The 7,469-nt window shown below is 70.0% G+C and carries 5 protein-coding genes; 1 reads left to right on the top strand and 4 read right to left on the bottom strand.

Annotation, left to right across the window (positions count from 1 at the left end; genetic code table 11):
• Positions 1–507 precede the first annotated feature (507 nt).
• The gene (locus ACIP6U_RS47335; protein WP_401729588.1) at positions 508–1,158 is read right to left on the bottom strand and encodes an MBL fold metallo-hydrolase; all 651 of its coding nucleotides are present in this window, start codon (positions 1,156–1,158) and stop codon (positions 508–510) included.
• A gap of 89 nt (positions 1,159–1,247) precedes the next feature.
• On the bottom strand, positions 1,248–1,934 hold the full coding sequence (locus ACIP6U_RS47330) for a maleylpyruvate isomerase family mycothiol-dependent enzyme (RefSeq protein ID WP_401729586.1): 687 nt from the start codon (positions 1,932–1,934) through the stop codon (positions 1,248–1,250).
• A 223-nt stretch (positions 1,935–2,157) separates the two neighbouring features.
• Between ACIP6U_RS47330 and uvrA the strand changes: the two genes are divergently transcribed.
• Entirely contained in the window at positions 2,158–5,199 is a 3,042-nt protein-coding gene (gene uvrA, locus ACIP6U_RS47325; protein WP_401729585.1) for an excinuclease ABC subunit UvrA, read from the top strand.
• 72 nt (positions 5,200–5,271) lie between these two features.
• Here the strand turns inward: uvrA and ACIP6U_RS47320 are convergent, their stop codons facing one another.
• Together ACIP6U_RS47320 and ACIP6U_RS47315 are read right to left on the bottom strand one after the other, a co-directional pair.
• The gene (locus ACIP6U_RS47320) at positions 5,272–6,183 is read right to left on the bottom strand and encodes a carbohydrate kinase (protein WP_401729584.1); all 912 of its coding nucleotides are present in this window, start codon (positions 6,181–6,183) and stop codon (positions 5,272–5,274) included.
• Positions 6,180–7,274: a LacI family DNA-binding transcriptional regulator gene (locus ACIP6U_RS47315; protein WP_401729583.1), complete on the bottom strand. Its 1,095-nt coding sequence runs from the start codon at positions 7,272–7,274 to the stop codon at positions 6,180–6,182. Before ACIP6U_RS47315 ends, ACIP6U_RS47320 begins: the two co-directional genes overlap by 4 nt.
• Positions 7,275–7,469 lie beyond the last annotated feature (195 nt).

The raw sequence follows: 7,469 nt of genomic DNA, 5'->3' as shown, positions 1-7,469 counted from the left end.
AGCCGGTGGCCGTTCATCTATGCGGGCACGATCCGGATGCCGGAGCAAACCCCCGGATCAGGTCGAACCCGTACACCACTTCTCAGGACGCAACCCGTCTCTCGCCACCCCACGTAACGGTACTGCCGGTCGGACAGCCGATCGGGTTGCCGGGCGGACGAGTTCCAGGGCTCCCGGGTGATGGAGCCACGTCGCGACGGACGGAGAAGTATCCCTCGAAAGGCGTCGCCAGTGCCGGTCTAGTGGCCGAATTCCGACTGGAGACAACTGCCGCTGTTCGGACAGGCCCTGCGTAACTACGGCCGCTTCAATCAGGCCACTGACGCCCACCAGCTCGCCGAGGCCCATAGGTGGGGCGCGACATCCGCTTCGCCGTCAACCGCGGGCCAAACTTTGCTGCATCAGCCGAAGTTCCTGGTCAAGGACTTCGCTCAGGCCCGGCGGAGACAGTGCGAACGCTTAACCGGGGCACCATTTCTATGGGTGGGTCCGCTCAGATCAGTAGGCTTACCACCCGCGCGCGTGCCACTCCGGCAGGTGCGGACGCTCGGCGCCCAGGGTCGTGTCGTTACCGTGGCCCGGGTAGATCCAGGTCTCGTCCGGGAGCACGAAGACCTTCGCTTCCAAGCCCGACATCAGCGACTCAAAATCCCTGGGGTGTGTTGTCCTTCCGGGACCCCCCGGGAACAGGCAGTCGCCGGTGAACACGTGGGGATGCCCGTGCGGGTCGTCGTAGACGAGGGCGATCGAACCCGGGGTGTGCCCGACCAGGTGGCGTGCGGTGAGTTCCGCGCGACCCACCCGGATGGTGTCGCCGTCGTCGACGAGGACGTCGGTCGGTACCGGGATGCCGTCGGCGTCGGCGCGGCCCGCGTAGGTGCGGGCGCCGGTGGCCTCGACGACACGGGCGAGTGCCTGCCAGTGGTCGCCGTGCTGGTGCGTGGTGACGACGGAGGTGATGCCGTCCTCACCGATCGTGCCGAGCAGGGTGTCCGCGTCGTTGGCCGCGTCGATCAGCAGCTGCTCGTCCGTGGACCGGCAGCGCAGCAGATAGGCGTTGTTGTTCATCGGCCCGACCGCGATCTTCGTGATCATCAGGTCCGGGAGCTCGTGCACGTCCGCCGGGCCGCCGACCGTCACCTGTCCGCTGTACGTCATGACGGCCAGCCTATAGGGGTGGGCGGCCCGGGAATCGTGCGCCTCTTACAGAGGAGGAAGCCCCCACCTGTAGAGGCGGAAGCCGTGGCCTACAAAGGCGGAAGCCCCGGCAGTGCCCCGCCCTCGACCGTCAGGCCCGAGCCGTCGCGGCGTCCCGCGAGCCAGCCCAGGAGGTCGGCGGGCGAGCCCGTGACGGTGATCGCGGGGGCATCCGCCGCGCGGCCCGTGCTCCACGCGTGCGTGCCGTCCGTCAGTCGCGTCGGCGGTACGTCGGGATGCCCGGCGAACCGCTCGGCGAGGAAGTCGGTCTCCCGTTCCGTGAACTCCGCCGGCAGATCCTCCAGCTCGTAGCCGACGCCGAGGTCCACGTGGTGCAGCTCCACCTCGATCCAGCGCCGGAACGGCACCCGCGCCGCGGAGTCGGTCACGCCGTTGCGCAGCTCCACCGTGCGCGACCAGTCGGCGGGTGCGGCGCCCGTCTCCTGGAAGCGGGCCGCGCTGTCGCGCAGGTCGGCGAGCTGGACGTCGAGGGGGCGGGGCGCGTCCCGCTCGATGTCGGCGTCGCGGGCCTCCCCGTCGACGTACATGGGGCGGCCCTCGAAGACGTTCACGAGCGCGTCCGCGTTGCGGGCGAGATGGGCGAGGACGTGGCCGCGGGTCCAGCCCGGAAGCCGTGACGGCTCGGCCGTCGAAACGTTGTCCAGTTTGGTGGCTGCGGTGAGCAGCCGGTCGGTCGCGTCACGTACAGACGCCAGGTCATGAGCGTGATCAATCATGCTGCTGACACTAGCGGCGCCACTCCTTTGGGTGAAGGTGGTGAAGCTGTGCCGTAAATCGAATGCGCGTGCTATATGGTCGGGTGCGGCGTCGGGCATGCTGGATGGCCCGGGATTGTTGAGCAACTCGGAATCCGACCGGCGTTGTCAGTGGCTCCCCCTACTCTGAAGAAGCACGGGGGCCTCGCCCCTGTCACTTCACTCAAGAAAGGTGCGGACCGGCGTGGCCGACCGTCTCATCGTCCGTGGCGCGCGCGAGCACAACCTGAAGAACGTCTCGCTCGACCTGCCACGCGACTCGCTCATCGTCTTCACGGGCCTGTCCGGGTCGGGCAAGTCCTCCCTGGCCTTCGACACGATCTTCGCCGAGGGCCAGCGGCGCTACGTGGAATCGCTCTCCTCGTACGCCCGTCAGTTCCTCGGCCAGATGGACAAGCCGGACGTCGACTTCATCGAGGGTCTGTCCCCGGCGGTCTCCATCGACCAGAAGTCGACCTCGCGCAACCCGCGCTCCACGGTCGGCACCATCACCGAGGTCTACGACTACCTGCGTCTGCTCTTCGCGCGCATCGGCAAGCCGCACTGTCCCGAGTGCGGCCGCCCGATCTCGCGCCAGTCGCCGCAGGCCATCGTCGACCGGGTCCTGGAGCTGCCCGAGGGCAGCCGCTTCCAGGTGCTGTCCCCGCTGGTGCGCGAGCGCAAGGGCGAGTTCGTCGACCTCTTCGCCGACCTGCAGACCAAGGGCTACAGCCGCGCGCGCGTGGACGGCGAGACCGTTCAGCTCTCCAGCCCGCCCACGCTGAAGAAGCAGGAGAAGCACACCATCGAGGTGGTCATCGACCGCCTCACGGTGAAGGACTCCGCCAAGCGCCGCCTCACCGACTCCGTGGAGACCGCGCTCGGTCTGTCCGGCGGCATGGTCGTGCTCGACTTCGTCGACCTCCCCGAGGACGACCCCGAGCGCGAGCGCATGTTCTCGGAGCACCTGTACTGCTCCTACGACGACCTGTCCTTCGAGGAGCTGGAGCCCCGCTCCTTCTCCTTCAACTCGCCCTTCGGCGCCTGCCCCGACTGCTCCGGCATCGGCACGCGCATGGAGGTCGACCCGGAGCTGATCGTCCCGGACGAGGACAAGTCCCTCGACGAGGGCGCCATCCACCCCTGGTCGCACGGCCACACCAAGGACTACTTCGGCCGACTGGTCGGCGCCCTCGCGGACGCGCTGGGCTTCCGGACCGACATCCCCTTCGCCGGTCTGCCGCAGCGCGCCAGGAAGGCCCTGCTCTACGGCCACAAGACGCAGATCGAGGTGCGGTACCGCAACAGGTACGGCCGCGAGCGCGTGTACACCACGCCGTTCGAGGGTGCCGTGCCGTTCGTGAAGCGCCGGCACAGCGAGTCCGAGAGCGACGCCAGCCGTGAGCGCTTCGAGGGCTATATGCGCGAGGTGCCCTGTCCGACCTGTCAGGGCACGCGTCTGAAGCCGATCGTCCTCGCCGTCACGGTCATGGGGAAGTCGATCGCCGAGGTCTCCGGCATGTCCATCAGCGACTGCGCGGAGTTCCTGGGCGAGCTGAAGCTCAACGAGCGCGACAAGAAGATCGCCGAGCGCGTGCTGAAGGAGGTCAACGAGCGGCTGCGCTTCCTGGTCGACGTCGGCCTGGACTACCTCTCCCTCAACCGCGCGGCCGGCACGCTCTCCGGCGGCGAGGCCCAGCGCATCCGCCTGGCCACCCAGATCGGCTCCGGCCTCGTCGGTGTCCTCTACGTCCTGGACGAGCCGTCGATCGGCCTGCACCAGCGGGACAACCACCGGCTGATCGAGACCCTGGTCCGGCTGCGCGACATGGGCAACACGCTCATCGTCGTCGAGCACGACGAGGACACCATCAAGGTCGCCGACTGGATCGTCGACATCGGCCCCGGTGCCGGTGAGCACGGCGGCAAGGTCGTGCACAGCGGCTCCCTGAAGGAGCTGCTCGACAACGCCGAGTCCATGACCGGGCAGTATCTGTCCGGCAAGAAGGCCATCCCGCTGCCCGACATCCGCCGCCCGCTGGACCCGTCCCGCCGGCTCACGGTGCACGGCGCCCGGGAGAACAACCTCCAGGACATCGACGTCTCCTTCCCGCTGGGTGTCTTCACGGCCGTCACGGGTGTGTCGGGCTCCGGCAAGTCGACGCTGGTCAACGACATCCTGTACACGCACCTGGCGCGCGAGCTGAACGGCGCGAGGAACGTCCCGGGGCGGCACACGCGCGTGGAGGGCGACGACCTCGTCGACAAGGTCGTGCACGTCGACCAGTCGCCCATCGGCCGCACCCCGCGGTCCAACCCGGCGACGTACACCGGGGTCTTCGACCACGTCCGCAAGCTGTTCGCCGAGACGACCGAGGCGAAGGTGCGGGGGTACATGCCCGGCCGCTTCTCCTTCAACGTCAAGGGCGGCCGCTGCGAGAACTGCGCGGGCGACGGCACGATCAAGATCGAGATGAACTTCCTCCCGGACGTCTACGTCCCGTGCGAGGTCTGCCACGGCGCCCGGTACAACCGGGAGACCCTGGAGGTCCACTACAAGGGCAAGTCCATCGCCGACATCCTGAACATGCCGATCGAGGAGGCCACGGACTTCTTCGAGGCCGTACCCGCGATCGCCCGGCACCTCAACACCCTCAAGGACGTCGGCCTCGGTTACGTCCGGCTCGGTCAGTCCGCGACCACGCTGTCCGGCGGCGAGGCGCAGCGCGTGAAGCTCGCCAGTGAGCTCCAGCGCCGTTCCACCGGCCGTACGGTCTACGTCCTGGACGAGCCGACCACCGGGCTGCACTTCGAGGACATCAGCAAGCTGCTGACGGTCCTGTCCGGCCTGGTCGACAAGGGCAACACGGTCATCGTCATCGAGCACAACCTCGACGTCATCAAGACCGCCGACTGGGTCGTCGACATGGGCCCCGAGGGTGGCGCCGGCGGTGGCCTCGTGGTCGCCGAGGGCACGCCCGAGGAGGTCGCGGGCGTCCCCGCGAGCCACACCGGCAAGTTCCTCCGCGAGATCCTCGACGCCGACCGCATCAGCGACGCGGGCCCGGCGAAGGCCCCCCGCAAGACGGCGGCCAAGACAGCGGCCAAGAAGGCGGTCGCGGCGAAGTCACCGGCCAAGAAGACGGCGACGGCCAGGACGACGACCACCGCGGCCGCGAAGAAGGCGACCGCCACCACGAAGAAGGCCACACCCGCGAAGAAGACCACGCGGACCCGCAAGGCCTGACCACGTACGGAAACGGCGCCCCGTGGGTAACTCCCGCGGGGCGCCGCCTGTTTTCCCGGGCTGCGGGCTCCCCTAGATCTCGCCCACCTCACGCGCGTACGGCGGCTCCGCCCCCGCCCGTGAGCAGGTGATCGCCGCCGCGCGGGCCGCGAAGTTCAGCAGTCGGGTCCAGCCCTCCCTGCCCAGGGCCGACAGCCCCTCCGAGGAGAACGCGTCCATGACGGTGAGGCCGTGCAGCAGCGCCGCGTTCACGGTGTCGCCGGCGCCGATCGTGTCCACGACGTCGACCTTCGCGCCCGGCACGGAGTACTCCGCGCCCTCCTTGGTGAACGCGGTGAGCCCGGCGCCGCCCCGCGTGATCACGACGGCCGCCGGGCCCGCGGCCAGCCACTCGCGCGGGGTGCCGCCCAGCCACTGGGCGTCCTCCTCGGAGAGCTTCAGCAGCGACACCGAGGGCAGCCAGCCGCGGAACCGGGCCCGGTAGGCGTCCGCGTCCGGGATGAGCCCGGCCCGGATGTTGGGGTCGAGCGCGGTGAAGACACCTTGCGCCGCTGCCGCGCGCATCAGGGACTCGTAGGCGGTCGCGCCCGGTTCCAGGACCAGTGAGCAGGTGCCGAAGGACACGGCTCGGGTCCCGGTGGGGAGCGCCGGGGGAGCGGCGAACAGCCGGTCGGCGGTGCCCTCGACGTAGAAGGAGTAGGCCGCCGAACCGTGCGTGTCGATCGTGGCGACCGCGAGCGTGGTCGGCTCGGTACCGCGCTGTACGGCCGACACGTCGACGTCGGCCTTGCGGAGCCCGTCGAGCAGGGCCTCGCCGAAGGCGTCCCGCGAGGTGCGGGAGCAGAAGGCGGTGGGCGAGCCGAGGCGGCCGAGGGCGACGGCCGTGTTGTACGGGCCGCCGCCGAGCGCCGGCTGCAGGCCCGCGAGGGCACCCGTGCCCTGCGGTACCAGGTCGATCAGGGCCTCACCGGCGACGACGATCACGAGTCGGTTCCTTTCTCGGACGGAGTGGGCCGCTCGGGGCAGCCGCAGGAGGTGCGGTGGACGAAGGCGCAGGCGAGCCGAACCGTCCGGGCGGGCCGGTCCGGGGCGGCGAGACGGTCCAGGAGCAGCCGGACCGCCTGCGCGCCGATCTCCTTGCTGGGCTGGGCGATCGCGGTGAGCCGGGGCGTGAACAGGTCCGCCCAGGCGAAGTCGTCGAAGCAGCACAGGGCGATGTCCTCGGGCACGGACAGCCCCCGCTCGCGCAGCGCACGCAGCGTGCCGATGGTCATCGCGTTGTTGGCGGTGACCAGCGCCGTCGGCGGGACGGCGAGGGACAGCAGCGCGTCGGTGGCCCGTTCGGCACCGGCCGCCTCGGAGTCGCCGTGCGCCAACAGGCGTTCGTCGTACGGGAGTCCCGCGGCGGCGAGCCCGTGCCGATAGCCGGCGATGCGCTCGCGGGTGGTGCTGAGCCCGGGCAGACCGGCGACCAAGGCGATCCTGCGGTGGCCCAGCTCGGCGAGGTGGGTGACCAGACGGGTGGTCGGTTCGGCGCTCTCGGCGCAGATCTGGTCGTGGCGGGGTACGGCGGCCGAGTGTGTGCCGTCCGGCGGGGTGCCGTCCCCCTGCCCGTCCTCGGCCCCGACGCCGATCAACCGGTCGAGGAACACGGCCGGCACCTCGTGGCGCCCGAGATACGCGAGGAGTTCACGCGGATCGGGCGAGGGCGCGACGATCATGCCGTCCACCCGCCGCTCGTGCAGGAGCTGGACGACCTTGCGCTCGTGCACGGGGTCGTCGTGCGGATCGGCGATCAGGAGGCTGTAGCCGTGCTCCAGGGCGGCGGCCTCGACGCCCTGGAGGATCTCCGTGAAGTACGGGTTGCTGATCGCCGACACCGCGAGCCCGATGGAGCGGGTGCGGGAGGTCACCAGGGAACGGGCCAGGGTGTTCGGGGTGTAGCCGAGCCGGTCGATGGCGTCCAGGACGGCCTGGCGGGTGTGGGGGAGCACGGGCCGGGTGTCGTTCAGGACATGGGAGACGGTGGCCACCGACACCCCGGCGTTCTTCGCGACGTCCACCATGGTCGCCAACGTGATCCCCTCCCGGGCCGGTCGGACGGGCCCTCCGGGCGGGAACGTATCTCATCCGGCGGCCGACGTAAACGCTTACGCAAGCGTTTACGCCGATCCGTGAACAGACCCGCAATCGTTTACGCCGACCCGCGAACAGACCCGCGAACCATCACGCCGCCCGCACAGGCCCTTACGCCGACCCCTGAACGGGCC

It is taken from the genome of Streptomyces sp. NPDC088794, from assembly GCF_044750545.1.
Taxonomy (GTDB): domain Bacteria; phylum Actinomycetota; class Actinomycetes; order Streptomycetales; family Streptomycetaceae; genus Streptomyces.
The sequence above is the reverse complement of the archived record's forward strand: the minus strand, read 5'-3'. Positions and strand labels throughout refer to the sequence as shown.

What these genes read in the sequence shown, in the direction of transcription:
- ACIP6U_RS47335 (WP_401729588.1), bottom strand. Translation starts at nt 1,158, where the DNA reads ATGACGTACAGCGGACAGGTGACGGTCGGCGGCCCGGCGGACGTGCAC.
- ACIP6U_RS47330 (WP_401729586.1), bottom strand. Translation starts at nt 1,934, where the DNA reads ATGATTGATCACGCTCATGACCTGGCGTCTGTACGTGACGCGACCGAC.